This is a genomic window from Luteibacter yeojuensis (assembly GCF_011742875.1).
GTDB lineage: Bacteria > Pseudomonadota > Gammaproteobacteria > Xanthomonadales > Rhodanobacteraceae > Luteibacter > Luteibacter yeojuensis.
Map to the genome: position 1 here is coordinate 2,494,928 of NZ_JAAQTL010000001.1, position 23,498 is coordinate 2,518,425.

A 23,498-nucleotide genomic window follows, 5' to 3' on the forward strand; every position below is an offset into this window, starting at 1 on the left:
GGACGCGGCGCGGCCGTTATGATCGGGCGATGTATACGCAGTGCCCAGAGTGCCTCACGGTCTACAAGCTGGAAGCGGAACTCCTCGTTCCCGCCTGCGGCTGCCTGCGCTGCTGCCATTGCGACGCCGTCTTCAACGCCCTGGGCACCCTGGCCACGCACCTGCCGCCGGAGCCGTTCACGCGGCTGGCCGAACATGCGCTCGACCAGGAGCCGCCCATGGCCGATGTGGCGGTGTTCCGCCCCCGCCCGGCCGTCGAGGCGGCGGCGGAGCCGGTGGAGGCGGTCCCGACCGCCGACGACAGCGTCGCCGTCGAGGAACCGGGTGAGGATTTCTCGCAACTCACGTTCACCCCACGCTTCGCCAAGCCGCGCCGACGGTCCTGGCGCACGGCGGCATGGGTCGCGGTATGCACGGTGCTCGTGATCGGCCTCGGCGCGCAGCTCGCCTGGGCGAAGCGCGACGTGCTCATCGCCGACCCCACGGTCGGACCGCTGATCGAGACCGGCTGCGCCGCCATCGGTTGCCGTCTTCCGCTGGTGTCCGCACCCGCGCGTCTGCGCCTTCTCGCCCGCGACGTCGAGCAGCATCCATCGGTCAGGGACGGCCTCCTGATCACCGCGAGCGTGCACAACGATGCCGCGTTCGCGCAGCCGTATCCGATCGTGACGATCGTGCTTTCCGATACGAACGGCCAACGCCTAGCGATGCGTCGCTTCCAGCCGGAAGACTATGTAGGCGACGCCGCCACGCGCGCACGCGGTCTTGCCGGCGGCGCGACGACGGCGATGGTCTTCGAAGTGCAAGACCCGGGCCAGCGCGCGGTCGCTTTCGCATTCAGCTTCGACTGAACCGTTCGAAAAATTTTCTTTTTGCAAGCCTGCACTTCATCGTCCGGGGCGAGTACACTCGGTTCCCTTCGCGACTGTCGACCACCCCGGCGAGGTGTGTCCAGGCCGCAATCCAAGCGACGATACGACAAGAACCGACCGGGGCTCCGCGCTCCGGCCTGCAGAGGGGAATGCCTTGAACGCTGTGAGACTGACTGCCGAGGCCGCCGCCAACGAGACCTCCATGCAGAGCGCCCTCAGCGAATGCGTCAGCCGCACGGTACGTCGTTACCTGGCCGACATCGGCGACACGGAGTTCGGCGAAGGCCTGCATGCCCTCGTCATCCGCGAAGTCGAAGGCCCCCTCCTCCGCGAAGTGCTCGCCTTCCATGAAGGCAACCAGAGCCGCGCCGCCGCCGCGCTCGGCATCAATCGCGCGACCCTGCGCAAGAAGCTCGCGGCCCACGGCATCTCCTGAAGGCGCCGCCTCGCGGCCGGACGGCTATAATGGCGCGTTTTCGACCCCGGAAGCGCCCATGCCCACGCCCGATCTCGTCCCCGTCCGCCGCGCGCTCGTCAGCGTCTCCGACAAGCAGGGCCTGACCGACCTCGCCCGGCGCCTCGTCGCCGCGAACGTCGAAATCCTTTCCACCGGTGGCTCGGCCAAGGCGCTGCGCGAGGCCGGCATCGCCGTGCGCGACGTCGGCGACCTCACCGGCTTCCCCGAAATCATGGACGGCCGCGTGAAGACGCTGCACCCCCGTGTACACGGGGGCCTGCTGGGCCGGCGCGGCACCGACGATGCGGTGATGGCCGAACACGGCATCGTTCCCATCGACCTGCTCGTGCTGAACCTCTACCCGTTCGAGCGCACCGTCGCCGATCCGGCATGCACGCTGGAAGACGCCATCGAGAACATCGACATCGGCGGCCCGGCGATGCTCCGCGCCGCGGCGAAGAACTGGAACGACGTAGGCGTGCTCACCGATCCCGCGCAGTACGACGATGCGCTCGCCGAGATCGAGTCGAAGGGCGGTCTCTCGCGCGCCACGCGCTTCCGCCTCTCGGTCGCCGCGTTCAATCGCGTCTCCGATTACGACGGCGCCATCAGCGACTACCTCTCGGGCCTCAGCCTCGACGAGTCGCATACCGCCATCGCCGGGCGCGCCGAATTCCCGGCCCAGTCCAACGGCCGCTTCGTGAAGGTGATGGACCTCCGCTACGGTGAAAACCCCCACCAGGCCGGCGCGTTCTACCGCGACCTCTACCCCGCGCCCGGCACGCTCGCGACCTTCCGCCAGTTGCAGGGCAAGGAGCTCTCCTTCAACAACATCGCCGATGCCGACGCGGCGTGGGAATGCGTGCGCCAGTTCGATGCGCCGGCCTGCGTGATCGTGAAGCATGCGAATCCGTGCGGCGTGGCCGTCGCCGCCGATCCGCTGGCCGCCTACGAACTCGCGTACGCGACCGATCCCACCTCGGCCTTCGGCGGCATCATCGCCTTCAACCGTCCGCTAGACGCGGAAACGGCCAAAACGATCCTGAAGCGCCAGTTCGTCGAGGTGCTGATCGCGCCACGGGTCGACGACGGCGCCGTGGCGGAAGCCGCGAAGAAGGCCAATGTGCGGGTGCTCGAGATCCCTGAGGGCGAGGGCCACAACACGCACGACGTGAAGCGCGTGGGCTCGGGCCTGCTCGTGCAGACCGCCGACAACCGGCAGGTACGGCGCGACGAACTGAAGGTCGTCAGCAAGCGCCAGCCGACGCCGACCGAACTCGACGACCTGCTGTTCGCCTGGCGCGTCGCGAAGATGGTGAAATCCAACGCCATCGTCTACGCGAAGGACAACCGCACCGTCGGCATCGGCGCCGGTCAGATGAGCCGCGTGGTCAGCGCGAAGATCGCAGGCCTCAAGGCGGAGGAAGCGGGCCTGGCGGTGCCGGGCAGCGCGATGGCGTCGGACGCCTTCTTCCCGTTCCGCGACGGCATCGACGCCGCCGCCGCGGCAGGCATCCGCGCCGTGATCCAGCCCGGCGGCTCGATGCGCGACAATGAAGTGATCGCCGCGGCCGACGAGCAGGACATGGCGATGGTCTTCACGGGCATCCGCCACTTCCGCCACTGAAACAACCATGTGGGAGCCGCCATGGCGGCGAGAAGCCCACGGAGCAATGAAGCGGCGAGGCAAGGTTTCCTCGCCGCTATAGCGGCTCCTGCAATGCCGGCTTTCGCGCAGAGTAGCGCCGCGCCAGAACGGCACACACCATCAGCTGGATCTGGTGGAACAGCATGATCGGGAGCACGATCATGCCCAGGGGGTGCCCCGCGAACAACACCTTCGCCATGGGCACGCCCGATGCCAGGCTCTTCTTCGAACCGCAGAAGACGATGGTGATCTCCTCCTCCCGCGAGAAGCCCAGCGCGCGCGAACCATAGCGCGTGGCGAGCAGCGCGCAGGCGAGCAGGATCGCGTTCGCCACGACCAGCCCCGCCAGCACCGACGGCGGCAGGCGATGCCAGAGGCCTTGCAGCACGGCGGCACTGAAGGCCGTGTAGACGACCAGAAGGATCGAGCCGCGGTCGACGAAACCCAGGAGCCTCGCGTTGCGCTGCACCCAGCGGCCGATCCAGCGCCGTGCGACCTGCCCGGCCACGAACGGGATGAACAGCTGCACGACGATCGCACCGACCGCATGCCACGACAGTTCGCCGTGACCCGTGCCCGCGATGAGGAGGCCCACCAGCACGGGCGTGATGAAGATGCCCAGCAGGCTCGACGCCGACGCCGCGACGACCGCCGCGGGGACATTCCCGCGCGCGATGGAGGTGAAGGCGATGGACGACTGCACCGTGGAGGGCAAGGTGCAGAGGAACAGGATGCCCAGGTAGAGGTCGGGCGTGACCAGCGGCGCGAGCACCGGGCGCAGCAGCAGGCCGAGCACCGGAAACAGCACGAAGGTGCTCGCCAGCACGGTCGCGTGCAGGCGCCAGTTACGCGTCCCCGCCACGACCGCCTCGCGCGGCAACTTCGCCCCGTGCAGGAAGAACAACAGGGCGATGGCGAGATCGGTGACCACCTCGAAGGCAGCGGCCACTTCGCCGCGGCAAGGCAGCAGGCTCGCCAGCAGGACGGTCAGCACGAGGGACAGGGTGAAGCTGTCGGGAAGGAAGCGGCGCATGCGCCAAGGGACCATGGGAATGTGCCAATTGCAACGCCTGCCAGGCGGGGCCGCTACCTTTAGCGCTGCCGTTCAATACGAACGGCATCTTCAGGCACTACCCCGAGCGGATGGCTGGACGGTCGGCGGCTTCAGTCGGAACCGGCGGGCTTCGGTGCCTTGCCCCACTCGTAAACCTTGTAGAAAACGGGGCTTACCGGGCCGTTCTTCGGATCGTGGATGGGATGGCCGGACTGGTCGAGCATGTAGGTCTGGGGCACGCCGTTCTTCGGCGTCACCACCACCATATACGGTTTGCCGCCCATGGTGAACTCGTCGACATGGTTGCCTTGCCGGTCGTAGGACCGGCTGAGCTTCGGCGCCGGGTTGCCCCGCGCGTCCACGCTGCCGTCGTCCTGCATGGATGGCAGCGCCACGGTCGAGTGGGAGCTCCGGTTGGCATCCGAGGTGGCCGGGGTGGTCTTGCCGTCCTGGGCCTGGTCGTAGGGCACGGGGCGCTCGATCGGCTTCTGACCCGAGCGGTCCGGCTCGCCCGCCTTCACGCCCGGATCGTTGAGCCCCGGCGGCGGCGGCGCCGGCTTGAACGAGGAGGTGTCCTGCGCGGCGACGGGTAAGGCCAGGATCAGGGCGAGCGCGGCGGCGAGGGCATACGGGCGGTTCATGGGAAAGTCCTCCTTGCGGGATGACGAGCATAGCAACTCCGATACCTCCGGCCACGTGAACGGACGGTTCGCGGGCGGCCGTGAGAGAATCCGGGGATGCCTACGCTCACCCTCATCGACGGGTCCTCGTACCTGTACCGCGCCTTCCACGCGCTGCCTCCCCTGACCAACACCTTTGGCGAGCCCACCGGCGCGCTGTTCGGCATCGTCAACATGCTGCGCACGACGATGAAGGCCGGGTCGGATTACGTGGCCTTCGTCTGCGACGCGCCGGGGCGCACCTTCCGCGACGACCTCTACCCCGAGTACAAGGCCCACCGCCCGCCGATGCCCGACGACCTGCGGGCGCAGATCGAGCCGATGATGAAGATCGTCGGCGCGCTCGGCTTCCCCATCCTCTGCGTGCCGGGGGTGGAAGCGGACGACGTGATCGGCACCCTCGCCCGCCAGGCCGCCGACCAGGGCATCGACACCGTCATCTCCACGGGCGACAAGGATTTCGCCCAGTTGGTGGGCGCGCACATCGTGCTCGTCAACACGATGAGCAACACGACGATGGACATCGACGGCGTCGTCGAGAAGTTCGGCGTGCGCCCGGAGCAGATCGTCGACTACCTCACCCTCATGGGCGACAGCGTCGACAACGTGCCCGGCGTGGAAAAATGCGGCCCGAAGACAGCCGCGAAATGGCTGGGCGAATACGGCAACCTCGATAACCTGTTCGCCAACGCGGACAAGATCGGCGGCAAGATCGGCGAGAACCTGCGCGCGGCGATCCCGCGCCTGCCGCTCTCGCGCGAACTGGTCACGATCCGCACCGACGTGCCGCTCGACCAGGGGCCGACGAACCTGCACAGGCGCGAGCGGGACGTCGAGGCGCTGCGCGAGCTCTACACGCGCTACGATTTCAAGGCCGCGCTGAAGGACCTGGACACGGCCGACGCGACCGCGCCGGCGCCCTCGCCCGCGGCTCCCGCAGTGGCGGCGCCCACGGTGGCGCCCGGGTTCGCCGGCGAAGGCGAGTACGAGCTGGTCGTCACCGAAGACCGCTTCGCGGCCTGGCTGGAGAAGCTCGAGACGGCGCCGCTGATCGCCTTCGACACCGAAACGACGAACATCGACGCGATGCAGGCGGATATCGTGGGCCTGTCGTTCGCGGTGGAGCCGGGCAAGGCGGCTTACGTGCCGCTGGCGCACGATTTTCCCGGCGCGCCGGCGCAGTTGTCCAAGGAGCACGTGCTCGGCGCGCTGAAGCCCATCTTCGAGGACCCCGCGCGGCCGAAGGTCGGCCAGCACGGCAAGTACGACGTGAACATCCTCGCGCACTACGGCATCGCCCTGCGCGGCCTTGCCCACGACACGATGCTCGAGTCGTACGTGCTGAACGCCACGGCGACACGCCACGACATGGATTCCCTCGCCTCGCGTTACCTCGGCTACACCACGGTGAAGTACGAAGAGGTCGCGGGCAAGGGCGCGAAGCAGATCCCGTTCTCGCAGGTCGATTGCGACGCCGCATGCCGCTACGCCGCGGAGGACGCCGATATCACGCTGCGCCTGCACCACGCCCTATGGCCGCGGCTGGAGGCCGAGCCCTCGTTGCGGGCCGTCTATACGGACATCGAGATACCGCTCGTGCCGGTCCTGGCGAAGATGGAACGCACGGGCGTGCTCATCGACGCCAACGAGCTGCGCCTGCAAAGCCAGCACCTCGGCAAGCGCATGGTCGAACTGCAGAAGCAGGCCTATGCGGCCGCGGGCCACGAGTTCAACATGGATTCGCCGAAGCAGCTGCAGACCGTGCTGTTCGACGAACTGGGGCTCGCCGCGAAGATCAGGACGCCCAAGGGCCAGCCCTCGACCAACGAGGAAGCGCTGGAAGCCATCGCGGACATGCACGAGCTGCCGCGGCTGATCCTCGAGTACCGCGGACTGGCGAAGCTGCGCTCGACATACACCGACAAGCTGGCCGGCATCGTCAATCCGCGCACCGGCCGCGTGCACACCAGCTACCACCAGGGCGCCGTCGCCACGGGCCGCATCAGCTCGTCCGATCCCAACCTGCAGAACATCCCGGTACGCACGGAGGAAGGCCGCCGCATCCGTCAGGCCTTCATCGCGCCCCCGGGCTGGCGCATCCTCGCGGCCGACTATTCGCAGATCGAACTGCGCATCATGGCCCACCTCTCGAAGGACGAGGGCCTGGTACGTGCCTTCCAGGAAGGGGGCGACGTCCACCGGGCCACGGCGGCCGAGGTGTTCGGCGTGTCGCCGGAGGAGGTCACGGCCAACCAGCGCCGCGCCGCCAAGGCGATCAACTTCGGCCTGATGTACGGCATGAGTTCCTTCGGCCTCGCCCGCCAGCTTGGCGTGGATCGCGGCGAAGCCTCCGATTACATGGGCCGCTACTTCTCGCGCTACCCGGGCGTACGGGCTTTCATGGACGCCACCCGCGAGCAGGCCCATCGCGACGGCTACGTGCAGACCCTGTTCGGCAGGCGCCTCTACCTGGAAAACCTGAAGTCGCGGAACCAGGCGTTCCGCGCGGGCGCCGAGCGGGCGGCCATCAACGCGCCCATGCAGGGCACCGCGGCCGACATCATCAAGCGGGCGATGATCGCCGTGGCCGCATGGATCGAGCCCCGCGACGACGTGCGCCTGCTGATGCAGGTGCATGACGAACTGGTGTTCGAGGTACGCGCCGATGCCGTGGACGACGTCCGGGCCGGCATCGAGGAACGCATGGCGGGCGCCGCGACCCTCAGCGTACCGCTCCAGGTGGACATCGGCGTCGGCGCAAACTGGGACGAAGCCCACTGATCGGCCATCCAAACGTAAGGTTTCCGTTAGCCAAATTCCGGCATGAACGAACGCTGACTTTTTTGCGGCGACGCTGCAACTTTCGGCACGTTCGAACGTCAATACCTGTGGACGCACGCAACGGCGTCCCATCGGTGGACTCCACCTCCCTGGAGTCACCCTGCGGAGGGTCCGATCTTCCCCTGGATCCGACCCTCCACCGGGCCCCGAGAGCTCCCCTGGCTCTCGGGGCTTTTTTTTGCACACGAACCATGCACATTCGTGACCCCATCCTTTCCGCCACATCAGAACCGGGAGGAAATCCACATGCGTGCAGGTCTCATCGTCGTCGGCGTCATCCTGATCGGGCTCGGCCTGTGGGTGACCCTGGGCAACGGCAGTTACAGCAAGACCGATACCGTCGCCTCCATCGGATCGGCCAGGATCGAGGCCACGCACGACAAGGCCATCCCGCAGTGGGTGGGTATCGCCGGCATCGTGATCGGCGGCATCGTGGCCGTGGCGGGAATCGCGCGGAAGAACTGATCCCATCCTGGCCGCGGCGAGGGCCGCCGCGGCCAGGGCCCCGTCCACACCCGTTACAATGGGGGGATGGATGTTTCCCACCTGCTCGACTCCCTCAACGACGCCCAGCGCGAGGCGGTCAGTGCTCCGCCGGGCCACTACCTGATCCTCGCCGGCGCCGGCTCCGGCAAGACCCGCGTGTTGACCCACCGGATCGGCTGGCTCACCCAGGTCGAACGGGTGCCACCTTGGGCGATCCTCGCCGTCACGTTCACCAACAAGGCGGCCGGCGAGATGCGCTCCCGCCTCGACGGCCTCATCCCGGGCGGGACGCAGGGCCTTACCGTCGGCACCTTCCATGGCATCGCCCACCGCCTCTTGCGTCGGCACTGGCGCGAAGCCGGCCTGGTCGAAGGCTTCCAGATCCTCGACTCCGACGACCAGCAGCGCCTCATCAAGCGCGTCATCGCCGGGATGGGCCTGGACGAGGCCCGCTTCCCGCCGCGCCAGGCCGCCTGGCAGATCAACCACTGGAAGGACGAGGGCAAGCGCCCCGATGCCATCGAGCATCGCGACCATCCGGTCACCCGCACCTTCGTCGAGGTCTACAAGGCGTACGAGCAGCAGTGCCAGCGCGCCGGCCTGGTCGATTTCGCGGAGCTGCTGCTGCGCGCGCACGAGCTCTGGCTGAAGGATCCGCAGGTCCTTAAGCATTACCAGGAACGCTGGCGCTACCTCCTGATCGACGAGTTCCAGGACACGAACACGCTGCAGTACGCATGGATCCGCGTGCTGGCCGGCAGCACGGGGCAGGCCTTCGTCGTCGGCGACGACGACCAGGCGATCTACGGCTGGCGCGGCGCCAAGGTGGAGAACGTGCAGCAGTTCCTGCGCGATTTCCCTGGCGCGAAGACGATCCGGCTCGAGCAGAACTACCGCTCCACGTCGACCATCCTGAATGCCGCGAACGCGGTGATCGCCCGCAACGGCGGCCGCCTCGGCAAGCAGCTGTGGACCGACGGCGGCGAGGGCGAACGCATCGCGCTGTACGCGGCGTACAACGAACAGGACGAAGCCCGTTTCGTCATCGAGCGCATCCGCGAATACATCGCGGAACACGGCAACGCGCGCGATTGCGCCATCCTCTACCGCTCGAACGCGCAGTCGCGCAACTTCGAGGAACAGCTGATCCAGCGCGACCTGCCCTATCGCGTCTACGGCGGCCTGCGCTTCTTCGAGCGTGCGGAAATCAAGGACGCGCTGGCCTACCTGCGCCTCGCCTCCAACCGCCACGACGACGCCGCCTTCGAGCGCGCCGTGAACACGCCACCGCGCGGCATCGGCGACCGTACCCTGGACGAATTGCGCCGCCGCGCGCGCGCCGACGGCAGTTCCATGTGGGAGGCCTCGCTCACCGAGGTGTCGATCGGGTCGATGGCCGGCCGCGCGAAGAATGCCGTCAAGGCTTTCCTCGGCCTCATCGACACCCTGGCACGCACCTTCGCCGGCCATGGTGGCGAGGAAGGAGACGGGTCCTCCGCGCTCGATCTCGCCGAACAGATCGAACACGCCATCGTCCATACGGGATTGCGCGACTTCTACGAAAACGACAAGCGCGGCAACGGCGAGGCCCGGGTGGAAAACCTGGACGAACTGGTCAACGTCGCCAGCCGTTTCGAGATGACGCCCGAGGACGTCGACGCCGGTCTCAACGAACTCTCGGCCTTCCTGTCGCACGCCGCGCTCGAAGCGGGCGAAGGCCAGGGCGAGGCCTGGGACGACTGCGTCCAGCTGATGACCCTGCACTCGGCGAAGGGGCTGGAATTTCCCGTGGTCTTCCTCGTCGGCATGGAAGAAGGACTGTTCCCGAGCCAGCGCTCGACCGAAGAGGAGAACCGCCTCGAAGAAGAACGGCGGCTGGCCTACGTCGGCATCACGCGCGCCCGCGAGCGGCTTTATCTCTCGCACGCGGAATCGCGCCGCATGCATGGCACGGAGATGCTGGCGCGGCCCTCGCGCTTCCTCGGCGAGATTCCCCCCGAGCTGGTCGACGAGCTGCGCCCCAGGGTGCAGGTCTCCCGTCCCGCGTATGCCGACCGCTTTGCCGCGGCGCCCTCCTTCGAGGAGTCCTCGCCGATCCGGCTGGGCCAGCGGGTCACCCATCCCAAGTTCGGCGAGGGCACCATCGTGAGCGCCGAGGGTGCCGGTGCCCACATGCGCGTGCAGGTGAACTTCGAGGATGCCGGGAGCAAATGGTTGGTTTACGCTTACGCGAACCTGACCGCCTTGTAGTTCATAATCTGTGGGAGCCGCTATAGCGGCGAGAAGCCCACGGAGCGATGAAGCGGCGAGGTACGGCTCCCCGCCGCTGTAGCGGCTCCTACAGGGCCGGTACGGGGACACAAGGGGAAAACATGATCGTCGGTATCGACCTCGGCACGACCAACAGTCTGGTCGCGGCCTGGATAGATGGCAGGCCGCGCCTGATTCCGAATGCCCTGGGCAGCATGCTCACACCGTCCTGTGTCGGCATCGACGAGGACGGTAGCGTCCTGGTGGGGCAGGCGGCGCGCGAGCGCCTGCAGACGCACCCCGAGCGGACCGCGGCGCTGTTCAAGCGCTATATGGGCAGCACGCGCAGCGTGCGCTTCGGCGATCGCGACTATCGGCCCGAGGAGCTGTCCGCCCTCGTGCTGCGCGCGTTGAAGGCCGACGCGGAAGCCTTCCTGGGCCGTCCCGTCGGCGAAGCCGTCGTCACCGTGCCCGCGTATTTTTCCGACGCGCAGCGCAAGGCGACACGCGTCGCCGGCGAACTCGCCGGCCTGAAGGTAGAGCGCCTGCTCAATGAACCCACCGCGGCAGCCCTGGCCTACGGCCTGCACGAGGCGAAGGGCGAGACGCAGTTCCTCGTGTTCGATCTGGGCGGTGGCACCTTCGACGTGTCCATCCTGGAAATGTTCGAAGGCGTGATGGAAGTGCGCGCCAGCGCCGGCGACAACATATTGGGTGGCGAGGATTTCACGAGCCTCATCGCCGATCTCGCCTTCATCCATGGCATTCCGGCGGCAGCACGCGACGACGCCGTCTTCATGCAGCGCCTGGCCGCACGGGCGGAGGCCGCCAAGCGCGAGCTCTGCGCGAAAGGAACCGCGACGCTCGACATCCGTTACAAGGACGATGCCGCTCGCGCGGCGATCGATCAGGAGGCTTTCGAGAAACTGGCTCAGCCCTTGCTCAATCGCCTGTGGCGTCCGATCGAGCGCGCACTGCGCGACGCCCGCATCCGTGCCGCCGACCTCGACAACATCGTGCTGGCGGGTGGCGCGACGCGCATGCCTATGATCCGGGCGCTGGCGACGCGCATGTTCGGCCGTTTTCCGGCCGTGGGACATAACCCGGACGAGGTCGTGGCACTCGGCGCCGCCGTGCAGGCCGGCCTCAAGATGAAGGACAAGGCCCTCGACGAGATGGTGATGACGGACGTTTGTCCTTACACCCTCGGGACGGAGGTGGTGCGCGTCCTCGAACATGGCGCGCAGGCTGGCGGTTTCTACGCGCCGGTGATCGAGCGGAACACCGTGGTGCCGGTAAGCCGCGTGCAGCGTTTCTCGCCGGTGTCGGCGCAACAGAAGCAGATCCGCATCGGCGTATACCAGGGCGAATCGCGCATGGTGCGCGACAACGTTTCGCTCGGCGAGGTGGTGGTTCCCCTCACGCCGGGACCGGGCCATGCCGAGGGCGTGGACGTACGCTTTACCTACGACGTGAACGGCCTGCTCGAGGTCGAGGTGACCGTCGTCGCCACGGGTGCCAGGGAACGCCTGGTGATCGAAAACGGCGGTACGCAACTCACGCCGGCGGAGATTGCCCAGCGCCTCGCCTCCCTTTCCGCGTTGAAGATCCACCCGCGCGACACTCTGGAGAACCGCACGCTCATGGCGCGCGCGGAGCGCCTCTACGAGCAGCTGCTCGGGGACATGCGCGAGCGTGTCGGACAACTCGTCCTGCGCTTCGAGCAAGTACTCGCGACCCAGGAAGCGCGCCTGATCGCACGCGATGCGGCTGCGTTCCGCGAGGCGCTGGACACGATCGAACGCGACTACCGTTTCGCCCCGGATCCGGTGGACTGAGCATGCACTGGCACCTGGAAGTCCTCGGACTGCCCGCCCACGCCGATCTCGTCGCTGTGCGCCGGGCGTACGCGACCGCCTTGCGCGGGATCGATCCCGCGACCGATCCCGCGGGGTTCGCGCACCTTCGCAACGCCTATGAAGCAGCGCGAGCGTGGTGCGAGCAGGCGACCGCGCCTGCCGACTTCCCGTTACCGGAAAAGGAAACGCCGGATACGGAATCCGCTTCTCCTCCGCCGGAGGAGACCCCGCCGCCTTACATCGATCCGACGGTCACGCTGGCCTGGCGCTTCGCCGCCGACGTGGGCGCGCGCCGGGTCGAGGCGGTCCCGCAACTGCTCGAGGAAGCACTGGCGGAGCTGCGCACGCAGTACATCGATGCGCCGGGACGATTCGAGGAATACCTCATCGACCTCCTCGGCCTGCAGCGTATCGGCCACCGTGCGGCGGTGTTCGCGGCGGCCGAGGAGCAGTTCCACTGGCGCGAGGTGGGGCATCTCTCCTCTCTCGGCCAGCGCGGCCAATGGATCGAGCTGGTGCTCGCGCAGCGCGAGGATTGGCTCGCCTTGCCGGAGGATCGCCGCCGTGCGTGGATCGAGATGTTCGCGCAGGCGGAGTTCGGGCTGGACAGTTCGATGGCGCGCCGCTGGCCGGAGATAAGCAGGCTCAGCGAGCGCTTTCCTGCGTGGCTGAGCCTGCACGTGTCAGCCGACACGCTACAGGCGTGGAAGGCGGCGTTCGACGCGCAGCCGCCGTCGATGCAGGAGACTTACAGGCGCATGGCGCCGCCTGCGTCGGTGTATTGGCCGAAGCGCGTGGATAACGTTCGACAGCGTTCGCGCGACCGCCGGACCATGTGGACGGTCGCCGGCTTCTTCCTCTTCCTGCTCGGCAGCAGCGCGCATTACCTTCTGAACGCGGAGAGGATCGCCCCTAACCTGGTTTCGTCGCCTGAGAGGTTATCCGTGCCGCATGAAAGCGCGGAGCAATGCGCGGCGCTCTACGTGCGAATGGACCGGATCGATGCGTTCGCCGGCCTCGATGAACAGGAGATCGCCACGCTGAAGTCGCGAGGCGATAACTGCGCCCGAGACGGGCTCTGGCACCCGCCGAAGCGCTGAGGCATCTCATTCTTCAGGGCGAAAGACGCGGCACGCCGTGCTGGTCGCGCTCTTCCACCGCCGTGACGCGCGTATCGATGCGGCGCGCACGCAGCTCCTCGGGCAAGGCTTCGGTGGCTTCGCCGCGCGCCAGCGCGAGCGCGTTGCGATAGCAGCGCTGCGCAAGATCGGGCTGGTTCTCGCCAAGGTAGACGTCGCCCAGCGCTTCCCATGCCGCGGCATGCGGTTCGATCGCCAACGCACGCTCGAGATAAGGTTTCGCCTTGCCCCACAGGCGCACACGCACGCACATGCGGCCGACCGCCGTGAGCAGCGCGGCGTCATTGGGATGCGTGTCCACCCAGCCTTCGGCGCGGCGCAGGCGCTGCTCGATGTCTTCCGCCCCCATGCCACCGTACGTGGCGACGAGCGTGGGCGACCATTCCCGGCGTAACGCGGTTTCGATTTCGTCCATCGCCGCCATCGTCTGCCCATGGCGCGCGGCCTGCCGGGCGTAGGCGTCCACGGCCGCGGGCAAGCGGCGCTGGCCCTTGGGCAGTTGCGACCACAACGTGGCGAGCGTCGCGCCGTCGGTGGCGCTCAGGACGTAAGCGGTCACCACGCGCGACTCGATATCCGCATAACCGCGCGAGCCCAGTTCGCTGCTCTTCTGCAACGGGTCCAGCGCGCGCATCGCGTTGCGCGCTTCGCCCGATGCCAGCGATGCCTCGGCGTATTCGATCCAGCCGGCCGGCGTGAGCGAACCGGCGGTCGCCTCGGGCGCCAGCAGGGTGACGGCTTCGCTCGCGCGGCCGGCGTCGCGCAGATAGCGCGCGCGCAGGACACGCGCCGCGCGCGGCGTTTCCTGCGCCGCCTGGTCCAGCGTTTCCAGTGCACGCGCGGATTCGCCATGGCGTTCCGCGGCTTCGGCGGCGGCAAGCAAGGCCGGGCCGCGCACCGACGGATAACGCGCCGCGCGGTTGAGCTCGCGCTCGGCTTCGCCGTGGCGTCCTTCGACGAGGGACACGAGGCCATCGGCGAGACGCCGGCGGCTGAGGCGGCGATGGCGTCGCGTCATCGCACCGAACGGCCAGCGCAGGAGGGCCACGATCGCCGCGATCGCGGCCCAGACGAGCAGCAACAGGGCCAGCGCGGTGACCACCGTCATCTGCACGCTCGTGCCACGCAGGCGGACCAACACGTAGCCGGGATCCTCGGCGACCCAGTGCCAGGCGAACGCCGCGACGACCGCGACGAAGATCAGGCCGACGATCCATCGCCAGGGTTTCATGGCGTGCCCTCGCGCGGCGCGGCGGCACTGGATGGACGCGCCGGTGCCGCGATGGAAGCGGCGGCGGCAGGATGTGCGTTCGGCGCGCCGCCTTGCAGCGCATGCACCGACCGCAGGTTGCGCAGTTCGCCCAGCGCGGCCCCGAGCGTCGGCTTGCCGCCGCGGGCCTGGGTGGCCAGCAGCGCGGCGATGCGCGAGCGTGCGGCCCGCACCGCCGGTGCCTCGCCGTCGAAATAGGCGGCGAGCGCGGCATCGGCCCGCTTCAGGGCGGCTTCGCGCCCCACGTCGTCGTACGCGAGCACGGCGGCTTCCGCGTGCGCCACGTCGAGCGCGGCAAGTTCGCGCGCGATGCGCTCGTCGGCGAGCGCCACCGGCGAGCCGTCGTCGTGGCTCACCCGCACGATGCTGCCCAGTGCGCTGCCGGCACGCTGCCAGAAACCCGGCTGCGCATCGCCGTCCGGCGTCGCCTCGTCACGCTTCAGCGGCAAGGTGGGGAGCTGCGCGCGCAGGTCGGCCAGCGTGGAAAGATCGTTGGTCCGCGCGGCGGGCGCGACGGCCGCCAGCGCCTCGCGCTCGGCGGCCAGATCCTGGCGTACCGCGGCAAAGGCGCTGTCGTTGACGGCGGCCAGCGTCTTGTCGGCGAGGTCGTAGGCCGCCAATGCGCCACTGGCATCGCCGAACAGCGCGAAGCGCTCCTTTGCCATCCGCAGCAGCGACTCGGCCTCGTCGAGGAGCATGGCGTCGTGCCCGCTCAGGCTGCGCTCGGACAGATTGGCCACCGCGTCCTCGAGGTTGCGCGTGCGCTCGGAGACACCGAGCACCTCCTCTCGCGCCGATCGGTTCACGGCATCGGCGTCGCTCAGGCGGCGGCGCAGGTTGGCGCTCTCTTCGCGCATGCCGTCCACGCCGGCCTGCAAGGTGTCGACCTGGCCGCGCAGGCCGTTGGCAACGCCCAGGTCCTCGCGCATGCCCCAGACCGTCCAGGCGGTGTACCCCGCCACGCCCAGCGCGGCGAGGGAAAACACCAGGGCGATGGCCAGGCCCCCGCCGCCGCGCCGTGGGGCGGGTGCGGCGGGCCGGCGCGAGGTGGCGGGCGAGGGCGCGGCGGCGGGGGCCTGCGCAGCCGGCGAGGTGTCGGTCGGAGTGGTCTCGTTCGTCATGGCCGCCATGCTAGCAGGCCATACGCGAACGCACGGAACACCTCGCTCAACGGCGGGTGAACGACACCTCGGCGGCCGCCTTGAGCAGATCGCCGGGCAGCGCGGAGCGGGCCACGGCGACGCGGTCGAAACCCGCTTCGACGGCGATGTCCCGCATGCGCTCGCTGCTCACCACGGCCACGGCCTGGACCAGCTTGCGCCAGGCGGGGGCGATCAGCGCCCGGCGGAGGTGGTCGAGGGCCTCGGCGCTGGACAACAGCACGGCCGACCGGCGGCCCAGCTTGAGCAGCGGATCGATATGGCGCCGGTCGATGCGCGGGGCCACGCGGTGGTAGACGTGGATCTCCTCGAGCCGGGCACCGCGCAGCGCGAGCTGCTCGCGAAGCAGCCCCCTGCCGCCCGGCGCCCCGACGAGGGCCACCCGCCGTCCGCCGAGGTCGGCCAGTTCGGGCATGCCCAGCACGCCTTCGCTGTCCTGGGATTTTTCTGGGAAACGGGCGTCCGGGACATTGGCCGTCTTCAGCGCGCGCGCCGTGCCGCGACCGACGGCAATCACCGTGGCGTTCGTGGCCAGGGGGAGTACGTCGGCGGCGAAACGCACGGCGGCAGGGCTGGTGAAGACCAGCACGTCGCCATCCAGCGCGCGGCGCAAGGCCGCGTCCACCGCGGACGCGTCTTCCGTGGCGCGCAGGGAAAGACCCGGCACACTGACGGGAATGCCGCCGAGCTTGCGAACGCGCCGTGCGAGGGGACCGGCGGTACCTGCGGGACGGGTGATGACGATGGTGACGTTACGAAGGGGGAGGGAGCGACTCACTACTGAGAGTCCTGTCTGGCATCCTGCGACTGAGGATGAGCATAGGGAAGGTGGGGACGCCGTCGCCAATGCCGAAGGTTGGGTCTTCACATACGCGTGCGAACGGTTCCCGCCGGCACGTAAACTTCGCCGCTTATGACCACGATCCACGCCCCTCTCCCCGAGCTTGAACGCTTCATCCGCGACGGCATCCCCCTCGCCCGCGCCATGGACCTGCGCATCGCGGCCTTCGACGGCGACCGTCTCGTCATGACCGCGCCGCTGGCACCCAACATCAACGACAAGGGTTGCGCCTTCGGCGGCAGCCTGGCCAGCCTCATGACCGTGGCCTGCTGGGCGCTGGTGGAGGCCCGGCTGCGCGAGCGCGGGCTCGATTGCGATGTGTTCGTGGCCGATTCCACGGTGCGCTACCTGGACCCGGTCTGGGACGACCTGCGCGCGGAAGCCACCCTGGCCCCGGGCGCGGCCTGGGAACCGTTCTTCGCCACGCTGGAATCCCGCGGCCGCGCCCGCGCCGACTTCGCCTGCATGGTCCCCGGCACCGGGGGCAAGCCGGCCGCCACCCTCGACGCGCGCTTCGTGGCCAAACGCCGGGCATAATGCGGCCCGACGCCTCGATGGAAGCTCTCATGCGCCTGATCGCCCTGCCCGCCCTCGCCCTCGCCCTCGCCCTCCTGGCCCTCGCGGGCTGCGCCACCGACAAGCGCAACCTCGCTCTCAACAAGACCCTGATGAACTACGCCTCGGCGATCCGCTGGGGCGACTTCGGCGGCGCGCAGACCTTTGTCGACAAGGACTATGCCGCCGAGCACCCGATGAGTTCGATCGAGCAGGGCCGCCTGGGGCAGCTGCGGGTGACCGGCTACGACGAGGGCTCCGGCCCACGGCCGGATGGCGACGACGACGTGGTCCAGGTGGTCCAGATCAACGTGGTGAACATCAATACCCAGGCCGAGCGCAGCATCGTGGATCGCCAGCGCTGGCACTACGACCGCGAAAAGAACAAGTGGAGCCTGATGACGGGCCTGCCGGACTTCTCGCCGCACTAATCGGTGCCCAGCCGATATAATCGGCCGTTTACCCCCCTCCTGGGACGCGGAAAGACCCGATGAACGACGTAATGCAGAAGCTGCCCGCCTTCGTGACCAACCACGCGCTGCTGGTGGCTTTGTTCGTGGCGATCCTCGTCGCTCTCGTCGCGGGCGAGGTCGGTCGCCTGTTCCGCAAGTGGAAGTCGCTGACTCCCGCGGGGCTCACCCAGCTGATCAACCGCGACACGCCGCTGATCGTGGATCTTTCCGCCAGCGCGGATTTCGAGAAAGCGCACATCCCCGGCGCGAAGAACGTGGCCATGAGCCAGTTCGACCCGGAAACGCAGAAGGACCTGTCCAAGGCGAAGGAACTCCCGGTGGTGCTCGTCGACAAGGACGGACGCGGCCTGGGCAAGGCCGCCAACCGGCTCGTCAAGGCCGGCTTCACCCGCGTGTTCGTGCTCGACGGCGGTACCTATGCGTGGCAGACGGCACAGCTGCCGGTCGTCAAAGGCAAGAAGTAACCAAACCGTCGCCCGACATGGCTGGGGACACTAGAGGCCGTGGATCCCGGCCCGGCCCTGCAGGATCGCGCTCAGCACATCCGGCGCCACGTCGAACGAATCGAAATACAGGCGGTCTTCCGGCAGGTTCGCGTCGATGAAGAGCTGGCGGCCGGTCGCGACCATCGCCGGCGGGCCGCTCATGTAGAGGTCGAAACCGGAAAGGTCCGGGTGGTCCTCGAGCAGTGCCTCATGGATCAGTCCTTCGCGCATCCCGCTCGCGCGCGCCGCCGCGGGATCCGACAGCACGGGCGTGAAGCGGACCGTGGGCAGCGCGCCCGCCCAGTGCCGGGCGAGATCCAACAGGTACAGGTCCGCCTCGTTGCGCGCGCCCCAGTAGACGTGCATCGGCCGCCGCGTGCCCAAGGCGATGAAATGCTCGACGATGGCTTTCACCGGCGCGAAGCCCGTGCCGCCGGCCATGAACAGCATCGGCCGCTCGGAATCCTCGCGCGGCACGAAGGTGCCCAAGGGAACCTCGACGGTGAGGCGGTCGCCCACGCGCAGCGAGTCGTACACCCAGGAGGTGAAACCCCCTCCTGGCACATGCCGCACGTGGAGTTCGATGAGACCGTCCTCGCGCGGACCGCAGGCGATGGAAAACGGACGGTGCTTGCCATCGCCCAGCACCACGTCCAGGTACTGTCCCGGCAGCCAGTTCACGCGGACACCGTCGAGCGGCTTCAGCCACACGCCGACCACGTCGGGCGCGAGGGCCCGGCGTTCGACCACCTCGGTCTCGACGCGACGATGCGGGATGTCTTCCACCGAGGCGATCTCGCGCGCCTGGATGGCGATGTCGCCCCGGGGCACCGCCTGGCAGAGCAGGATCGCATGGCGCGAAGGCGCGACGCCGGACAGCGCCACGGGAGGATTGCGCGGATAACTGCACTCGCCGCTGACGAGCGTGGCCTTGCAACTGCCGCACACGCCGCCGCGGCACGAATACGGGAGGGCGATTCCCGCGCGCTGGGCGGCTTCGAGCACGGTCTCGTCGGCGGCTGCGTCGAAGCGCTTGCCGGACGCTGTCAGGGTTACGGTGGGCACCCCTCCATTGTAGGACAATGGCGGCTTGCCCCACAGGAACACGACGGCCATGGCCATCTGGAATCAACCCATCGATCTCGCCAGGATCAACGGCTGGAGCCGCGGCACGATGATGGAAACCCTCGACATCCGCTTCACGGAGTGCGGCGACGACTGGCTGCGCGGCACGATGCCGGTCGACCAACGCACCCGGCAGCCGTTCGGACTCCTCCATGGCGGCGCCTCCGTCGTGCTGGCCGAGACACTCGGCAGTACCGCGTCGCTGCTCACCCTGGACGTGGAGAAGGAAGTGGCCGTGGGCCTGGACATCAATGCCAACCATATCCGCGGGGTTCGCGGCGGCATCGTCACGGGCACGGCCAGGGCCATGCACCTTGGCCGCACCACCCAGGTGTGGGAGATCCGCCTCGAAGAGGAACACGGAAAGCTCGTATGCCTCTCGCGTCTCACGATGGCCGTGATTCCGTCGCCGGGCGGCGCGCCGGGGAACCTCCGGGCGTGACCGGGCCCGCCCCGTACGCCGCGCTCTCGCCCGATCTCGTGCTCGCCGCCGTCGACGCCGCGGGCAGCTGGAGCGACGGCCGCCTGCTCGCTCTCAACAGCTACGAGAATCGCGTATTCCAGGTGGGGCTCGAAGACGGCGGCTTCGTCGTCGCGAAGTTCTACCGCCCCGACCGCTGGCCCGACGCCGCGATCGAGGAGGAGCATGCCTTCGCGCTCGAACTCGCCGCGGCGGAACTGCCCGTGGTGGCGCCCCTCGTCGTCGAGGGACGCACGCTGCTGCGTCGCGAGGGCTACCGTTATGCGCTGTATCCGCGCCGCGGCGGACGGGCACCGTCGCTGGAATCCCCCGACCAGCTCGAGTGGCTCGGCCGTTTACTGGGGCGCATGCACGCCGTCGGATCGCGCGACCGTTTCCACGCGCGCGGCACGCTCGACCGCGCCACGATGATCGATGCGCCGATGCGCGCGGCGCTTGGCTCGGACCTGCTTCCCGCGCACCTCTTCGATGCCTATCGGAACGCGGCAGGGCGCGTGGACGATGCGGTCGCACGGCGCTTCGAAGCCGTCGGTCCGCTGCGCCACCTCCGCCTGCACGGCGATTGCCATCCGGGCAACGTGCTGTGGACCGATGCCGGTCCTCACTTCGTCGACCTCGACGACGCGCGCATGGGCCCGGCCGTGCAGGACCTGTGGATGCTCGCGGGCGACGACGCGGCGATGGATGCCCTGCTCGAAGGCTATGCGCAGTTCCGCGACTTCGATCCCCTGGAACTCGCCCTCGTCCCCGCGCTGCGGGCGATGCGCCAGGTGCACTACGCCGGCTGGATCGCCGAGCGCTGGCACGATCCCGCGTTCCCCACGGCCTTCCCCTTCGCCGCCGAGGCGCGCTGGTGGGAACAGCACATCGCCGACCTGCACGACATCGCCGACGATCTGATGGATTTGTAGGAGCCGCCATGGCGGCGAGGGAACCTCCCTCACCGCGTCGCTGCTCCGTTGGCTTCTCGCCGCTATAGCGGCTCCTACATAAAATGGGAGACCTCATGCATTCTTTCCTCACCCGCATCATCGCCGTCTTCGAGATCGCCGGCGGGCTCTTCGGCCTGGTGCACCAGTTCAACCGCCTGCTCGGTGGCCGCTTCGGCGGTGTGGACGCCATCGTCGCCGTCCTCGGCGTGTTGCTGTTCGCCTTCATCCTCGTCGCCGGCGTGCTCCTTGCCAGCAACGACGGCCGCGGCACCGGCATGTCGATCTGGGCGCAGTTCCTGCAGGCACCGCTGCTTGCCACGCCGGTCTTCAGCTACGCCCTTTCCAGCGGCGCGTACGCGAACCTCTCGCTCACCCTGCAGCGCTCGCCGCGCCTCGGTTTCGACTGGGCCATCGCCGAACATGGCTGGCTCCTCGCGCTCGGCGGTCCCTCGGCCGCGCACATCGGCATCAACCTCCTCGCGCTGGCGTCGTGGCTGGTGCTGCGCTTCGGCCGCTGAGGGCCGGTATCATTCCCCGATGAACGCCTCCCCCCTCCCCGTCATCCGCCTGAAGTCCGACCGTGTGCCGGGCCATCCCTGGGTCTGGTCCGCCCAGATCGTGAAGCCCTCCGACCGCCTGCCTCCCGGCAGCGTGGTGGAGGTGGAGGACGCCAAAGGCCGCTTTGTCGGCCGTGGCTTCTGGAACGGGCATGCCCGCGTGGCCCTGCGCCTGCTCACCCTGCGTGCCGACGAGGCGATCGACGAGCGCTGGATCGCCGCTCGCCTCGCCCGCGCCGTGGAACTGCGCCGCGAGCTGCTGCGCCTGGACGAGGTCAGCGACGCGTGGCGCGTCGTCCACAGCGAAGGCGACGGCCTGTCCGGCCTCGTGGTGGACCGCTACGCGAACCATCTCGTGGTGGAGTACTTCGCCGCCGGCATGTGGCGATTCCGGGAGACCATCCACGCCGAACTGCTTCGCCATTTCCCGGGCGCGTCGCTGTACTGGTTCGCCGAACAGCATGTGCAGCGCCAGGAATCCTTCGACGTGCGCTCCAACGACGCGCCGGCGGCCGTGGACGTGCACGAGCATGGCCTCGCCTTCCATGCGGCGCCCGGCCTGGGGCACAAGACGGGTTTCTTCGCCGACCAGCGGGAGAACCGCCGCCGCTTCGCCGCGCTCGCACGCGGGCGGCGCGTGCTCGATCTCTGCTGCAATGCCGGCGGCTTCGCCGTGCACGCGATGAAAGCCGGCGCGCGCGAGGCCACCGGCGTGGACGCCGACGCGGCGATCCTCGAGGTGGCCCGGGAGAACGCCCGCATGAACGGCGTGGCAGCCACCTTCGAACAGGGCGACGTGTTCGAATGGCTGCGCGCGGCCATCGCGCGCGGCGAGACCTGGGATGCCGTGGTGCTCGATCCGCCCAAGCTCACTCGCGACCGCAACCAGGTGGTGAATGCGTTGAAGAAGTACTTCGCGATGAACCGCACCGCGCTCGACGTGCTGGCGCCGGGCGGCATCCTGCTCACCTGCTCCTGCACGGGACTGGTCGGCGAGGGCGATTTCCTGGAGATGATCCGCCGCGTCGCGCTCAATGCCGGGCGGGACATCCAGGTACTCGACGTCGCCGGCGCAGGCCCCGATCATCCGGTGGCAAGCAACGTACCGGAAAACCGCTACCTGAAGGCGGTGTTCTGCCGGGTGGCCTGACGGCGCGTTCACCCTGTCTTGATAGCTCGCCGGGACATAGTCCCGGCCATGTCCCGGAATCCTCCACCCGAAGCGCTCGAACCGGTCAGGTCCGAACAGGCCCATGCGAAAGCCGCAGGCCTGGTGTACGTCCGCGACACCGATCCGGGCATTGCCCGGCGCAAGCGCGGCCGCTCTTTCCAGTACCTCGACGCGGATGGGCACCCCATCGCCGACGAATCCGTGCTCCTGCGCATCCGGGCACTGGCGATCCCGCCCGCCTATACCGGCGTATGGATCTGCACGAGCGAACGCGGCCATCTGCAGGCGACCGGACGCGACGCGCGCTCCCGCAAGCAGTACCGCTACCACCCGCGCTGGCGCGACGTACGCGACCGGGGGAAATTCGACCGGATCCTCGAGTTCGGCGAGGCGCTGCCGCGCCTGCGCCGCCGCCTGCGCAAGGACCTCGCCCTGCCCGGCCTGCCGCGCGAGAAGGTGCTGGCGCTGGTGGTGAGCCTGCTGGAGGAAACGATGATCCGCGTAGGCAACGACGCCTATGCGAAGCAGAACAACTCGTACGGGCTCACCACACTGCACTCCCGCCACGCCGCCGTGCGCAAGGGTCGCATCCGCTTTCATTTCCGGGGGAAAAGCGGACTCTGGCACGACATCGAGCTGGACGACCGCCGGCTGGTGAAAGCCGTGCGTCGCGTGCAGGAACTGCCCGGCCAGCGGCTGTTCCAGTACATCGACGACGAGGGCAAGCCACAACCGGTGGATTCCGGCATGGTCAACGACTACCTGCGTGAGATCACCGGCGGGGAGTTCACCGCGAAGGACTTCCGGACCTGGGGCGGCACCGTGCAGGCCGTCGCGGTGCTCGCCGCTCTCGCCTTGCCCGACGAAGGTGGCGACCGGGCCGTGAAATCCCTGCTCGCGGGAGCCGTGAAGGAGGTGGCCGCCGTGCTGGGCAACACGCCCGCCGTGTGCCGGGCGTCGTACATCCATCCGGAAGTCTTCACCGGGTGGACGGATGGCCACCTCCATCGCTCGGTTCCCGAAACCTGCCTCCGATTTCCCCGGAAATTGGAAGCAGCGACCCTGACTTTTCTGCGCCGGCGACTTCGCGCGACGAGGCGCTCCCGTTGAGACGAACGGACGGCTATAGTGCGCGCGCGGGGTTTGGCGTTCGAACGATCTT

The 23,498-nt window shown here is 68.6% G+C and carries 22 protein-coding genes; 16 read left to right on the forward strand and 6 right to left on the reverse strand.

The annotated features are described in order from the left end of the window. The first annotated feature begins 29 nt into the window (after positions 1-29). From HBF32_RS11360 to purH, 3 genes are all read left to right on the forward strand, one after another. Positions 30-851, forward strand: a complete 822-nt coding sequence (locus HBF32_RS11360) for a zinc-ribbon and DUF3426 domain-containing protein (protein WP_166699730.1) — start codon at positions 30-32, stop codon at positions 849-851. Positions 852-1,074: 223 nt separating this feature from the next. Then, positions 1,075-1,308: a helix-turn-helix domain-containing protein gene (locus HBF32_RS11365; RefSeq protein ID WP_089981129.1), complete on the forward strand. Its 234-nt coding sequence runs from the start codon at positions 1,075-1,077 to the stop codon at positions 1,306-1,308. A 58-nt stretch (positions 1,309-1,366) separates the two neighbouring features. Beyond that, a complete protein-coding gene (purH, locus tag HBF32_RS11370) occupies positions 1,367-2,956 on the forward strand; it encodes a bifunctional phosphoribosylaminoimidazolecarboxamide formyltransferase/IMP cyclohydrolase (protein ID WP_166699731.1) in 1,590 nt (529 codons plus the stop codon). Positions 2,957-3,032: 76 nt separating this feature from the next. Here purH and HBF32_RS11375 read toward each other — a convergent pair whose 3' ends face one another. Both HBF32_RS11375 and HBF32_RS11380 read right to left on the reverse strand, forming a co-directional pair. Next, positions 3,033-4,025 (reverse strand): bile acid:sodium symporter family protein, encoded by a 993-nt coding sequence (locus tag HBF32_RS11375; RefSeq protein ID WP_205287735.1) that lies wholly within the window; start codon positions 4,023-4,025, stop codon positions 3,033-3,035. A 116-nt stretch (positions 4,026-4,141) separates the two neighbouring features. Next, positions 4,142-4,672 (reverse strand): DUF2782 domain-containing protein, encoded by a 531-nt coding sequence (locus HBF32_RS11380; protein ID WP_166699732.1) that lies wholly within the window; start codon positions 4,670-4,672, stop codon positions 4,142-4,144. Positions 4,673-4,768: 96 nt separating this feature from the next. Between HBF32_RS11380 and polA the strand changes: the two genes are divergently transcribed. The 5 genes from polA to HBF32_RS11405 all read left to right on the forward strand — a co-directional run bounded on the left by polA (position 4,769) and on the right by HBF32_RS11405 (position 13,247). Further along, on the forward strand, positions 4,769-7,492 hold the full coding sequence (polA, locus tag HBF32_RS11385; protein WP_166699733.1) for a DNA polymerase I: 2,724 nt from the start codon (positions 4,769-4,771) through the stop codon (positions 7,490-7,492). Positions 7,493-7,798: 306 nt separating this feature from the next. Next, a complete protein-coding gene (locus HBF32_RS11390; RefSeq protein ID WP_166699734.1) occupies positions 7,799-8,017 on the forward strand; it encodes a hypothetical protein in 219 nt (72 codons plus the stop codon). Positions 8,018-8,083: 66 nt separating this feature from the next. Then, complete coding sequence (gene uvrD / locus HBF32_RS11395; protein ID WP_166699735.1) at positions 8,084-10,288, forward strand: DNA helicase II; 2,205 nt, start codon at positions 8,084-8,086, stop codon at positions 10,286-10,288. A gap of 122 nt (positions 10,289-10,410) precedes the next feature. Continuing rightward, entirely contained in the window at positions 10,411-12,126 is a 1,716-nt protein-coding gene (locus HBF32_RS11400; protein WP_166699736.1) for an Hsp70 family protein, read from the forward strand. A gap of 2 nt (positions 12,127-12,128) precedes the next feature. Further along, positions 12,129-13,247, forward strand: coding sequence for a hypothetical protein (locus HBF32_RS11405; RefSeq protein ID WP_166699737.1), 1,119 nt, complete (start codon positions 12,129-12,131; stop codon positions 13,245-13,247). Between the two features lie 13 nt (positions 13,248-13,260). Here the strand turns inward: HBF32_RS11405 and HBF32_RS11410 are convergent, their stop codons facing one another. The 3 genes from HBF32_RS11410 to HBF32_RS11420 are packed head-to-tail and all read right to left on the reverse strand — an operon-like array spanning position 13,261 to position 16,494. Continuing rightward, positions 13,261-14,517 carry a heme biosynthesis protein HemY gene (locus HBF32_RS11410; protein WP_166699738.1) on the reverse strand — a complete coding sequence of 419 codons (1,257 nt, stop codon included), beginning with the start codon at positions 14,515-14,517 and terminating at the stop codon, positions 13,261-13,263. Then, positions 14,514-15,677 carry a uroporphyrinogen-III C-methyltransferase gene (locus HBF32_RS19490; protein WP_166699739.1) on the reverse strand — a complete coding sequence of 388 codons (1,164 nt, stop codon included), beginning with the start codon at positions 15,675-15,677 and terminating at the stop codon, positions 14,514-14,516. Before HBF32_RS19490 ends, HBF32_RS11410 begins: the two co-directional genes overlap by 4 nt. Before the next feature lie 46 nt (positions 15,678-15,723). Then, on the reverse strand, positions 15,724-16,494 hold the full coding sequence (locus HBF32_RS11420) for a uroporphyrinogen-III synthase (RefSeq protein WP_166699740.1): 771 nt from the start codon (positions 16,492-16,494) through the stop codon (positions 15,724-15,726). A 135-nt stretch (positions 16,495-16,629) separates the two neighbouring features. On the opposite strand from HBF32_RS11420, the gene HBF32_RS11425 reads away from it, so the two are divergent. Genes HBF32_RS11425 through HBF32_RS11435 form a run of 3 tightly spaced genes read left to right on the forward strand, consistent with a single transcriptional unit; the run spans position 16,630 to position 18,049 of the window. Further along, complete coding sequence (locus HBF32_RS11425) at positions 16,630-17,094, forward strand: YiiD C-terminal domain-containing protein (RefSeq protein ID WP_166699741.1); 465 nt, start codon at positions 16,630-16,632, stop codon at positions 17,092-17,094. Between the two features lie 29 nt (positions 17,095-17,123). Further along, complete coding sequence (locus HBF32_RS11430; RefSeq protein ID WP_166699742.1) at positions 17,124-17,543, forward strand: hypothetical protein; 420 nt, start codon at positions 17,124-17,126, stop codon at positions 17,541-17,543. 59 nt (positions 17,544-17,602) lie between these two features. Further along, positions 17,603-18,049 carry a rhodanese-like domain-containing protein gene (locus tag HBF32_RS11435; RefSeq protein WP_166699743.1) on the forward strand — a complete coding sequence of 149 codons (447 nt, stop codon included), beginning with the start codon at positions 17,603-17,605 and terminating at the stop codon, positions 18,047-18,049. A gap of 30 nt (positions 18,050-18,079) precedes the next feature. Here the strand turns inward: HBF32_RS11435 and HBF32_RS11440 are convergent, their stop codons facing one another. Next, positions 18,080-19,135 carry a 2Fe-2S iron-sulfur cluster-binding protein gene (locus HBF32_RS11440; protein ID WP_338039770.1) on the reverse strand — a complete coding sequence of 352 codons (1,056 nt, stop codon included), beginning with the start codon at positions 19,133-19,135 and terminating at the stop codon, positions 18,080-18,082. 49 nt (positions 19,136-19,184) lie between these two features. Between HBF32_RS11440 and HBF32_RS11445 the strand changes: the two genes are divergently transcribed. From HBF32_RS11445 to HBF32_RS11465, 5 genes are all read left to right on the forward strand, one after another. After that, complete coding sequence (locus HBF32_RS11445; protein ID WP_166699744.1) at positions 19,185-19,637, forward strand: hotdog fold thioesterase; 453 nt, start codon at positions 19,185-19,187, stop codon at positions 19,635-19,637. Continuing rightward, the gene (locus HBF32_RS11450) at positions 19,634-20,587 is read left to right on the forward strand and encodes a serine/threonine protein kinase (RefSeq protein ID WP_338039771.1); all 954 of its coding nucleotides are present in this window, start codon (positions 19,634-19,636) and stop codon (positions 20,585-20,587) included. The genes HBF32_RS11445 and HBF32_RS11450 overlap by 4 nt, the downstream gene beginning before the upstream one ends. A gap of 95 nt (positions 20,588-20,682) precedes the next feature. Continuing rightward, the gene (locus HBF32_RS11455) at positions 20,683-21,126 is read left to right on the forward strand and encodes a hypothetical protein (protein WP_166699746.1); all 444 of its coding nucleotides are present in this window, start codon (positions 20,683-20,685) and stop codon (positions 21,124-21,126) included. A 19-nt stretch (positions 21,127-21,145) separates the two neighbouring features. Beyond that, a complete protein-coding gene (locus HBF32_RS11460; protein WP_166699747.1) occupies positions 21,146-22,315 on the forward strand; it encodes a class I SAM-dependent rRNA methyltransferase in 1,170 nt (389 codons plus the stop codon). A 48-nt stretch (positions 22,316-22,363) separates the two neighbouring features. Then, positions 22,364-23,446, forward strand: a complete 1,083-nt coding sequence (locus HBF32_RS11465; RefSeq protein ID WP_166699748.1) for a DNA topoisomerase IB — start codon at positions 22,364-22,366, stop codon at positions 23,444-23,446. Positions 23,447-23,498: the final 52 nt, after the last annotated feature.